The organism is Shewanella algicola (genome assembly GCF_014648035.1).
GTDB classification, from domain to species: Bacteria; Pseudomonadota; Gammaproteobacteria; order Enterobacterales; family Shewanellaceae; genus Shewanella; species Shewanella algicola.
This window is the reverse complement of sequence record NZ_BMQI01000136.1, coordinates 1-1,325: the sequence shown is the minus strand read 5'-3', so window position 1 is coordinate 1,325 and position 1,325 is coordinate 1. Positions and strand designations below refer to the sequence as shown.

General features: G+C 40.9%; 2 protein-coding genes. One reads left to right on the top strand and one right to left on the bottom strand.

Annotated features, from left to right (window positions below):
• On the top strand, positions 1–922 hold a 922-nt coding region (locus IEY42_RS22085; RefSeq protein WP_188927315.1), incomplete at its 5' end, for an IS256 family transposase.
• Here the strand turns inward: IEY42_RS22085 and IEY42_RS22080 are convergent.
• A complete protein-coding gene (locus tag IEY42_RS22080) occupies positions 919–1,245 on the bottom strand; it encodes a hypothetical protein (protein WP_188927314.1) in 327 nt (108 codons plus the stop codon). The genes IEY42_RS22085 and IEY42_RS22080 overlap by 4 nt on opposite strands.
• Between the last annotated feature and the right edge of the window lie 80 nt (positions 1,246–1,325).

Genomic DNA, 1,325 nt, shown 5'->3' with positions numbered 1-1,325 from the left:
GTCTAGATTTACCTCTATGGACGATAAAATATTGTGGCTCTACGCTCAAGGCATGAGTACTCGTGATATCGTTCAAGCCTTTGATGAATGGTACGGCGCAGAGATATCACCCACGTTAGTTTCTCGTGTCACCAACGCCGTTCTCGAGCAGGTTATTGAGTGGCAAAGTCGGCCTTTAGATGCCATTTACCCAATCGTTTATCTTGATTGCATCGTCGTAAAAATCCGTCAGGATAAGCGCGTTATCAACAAATCTATTTTCTTAGCGCTAGGTATCAACCTTGAAGGTCATAAAGAGCTGATGGGGCTTTGGATAGCAGAAAATGAAGGGGCTAAATTTTGGTTAGGAGTCCTCACTGAACTGCAACAACGAGGCGTTGAGGATATTCTCATCGCTTGTGTAGATGGATTAAAAGGCTTCCCTGACGCCATAAATACCGTTTATCCAGATACTCACGTACAGCTCTGTATCGTGCATATGGTTAGAAACTCGCTAAAGTACGTATCGTGGAAAGACTACAAGGCAGTAACTGCGGACCTTAAAAGTATCTATCAATCAGCAACGGAGGAGGAAGCGTTACTCGAATTAGACCGTTTCAGCGATACCTGGGATGAGCAATACCCCCAAATCAGCAAGTCATGGCATAATCATTGGCATAACTTAAATACGTTTTTTAACTACCCTCAGGATATTCGTAAGGCTATCTACACAACCAATGCCATTGAGTCATTAAACAGTGTGATTAGACGAGCATTGAAAAAACGTAAAGTATTTCCTAATGATGACTCTGCCAAGAAAATGGTTTACCTTGCTATAAAAGAAGCCAGTAAAAAATGGACTATGCCCATTCGAAACTGGCGTACTGCGATGAGTCGATTTATTATTGAGTTCGAAGATAGAATTGTGAAACATATTAACTAAATTGCAGTTACACAGAATCTGTTACACCCTCCCGATGGGTCAAATGCTTCTAGTGTAACCTTAAATGCACCTAAATTTAATAATGTACATTCACCTTTTTGTATTACAAAGTTAATACTTAGGTTACTACTGCTAAAGGCTACCCCTAACGTAATAACTTCACCATTTGGTAAACATAACGATTCACTTATAAGGCCGAATCCGTCCTCGTTTTCAATATTTTGTTCAGGAAATAGTTCTTTATTAGGTTTTAACGGGATAACCTTAATGTTCTCCCACTGCTCAGTTTCTTCGTTTCCATATGAAGCATGTAAAAATATCAAAGAGTTCTCCATGATGCAATCGTGGTAGAGCGGGCCATTACTGACCCGACCCCACACAGATCCGGACGTGCGGAACTACC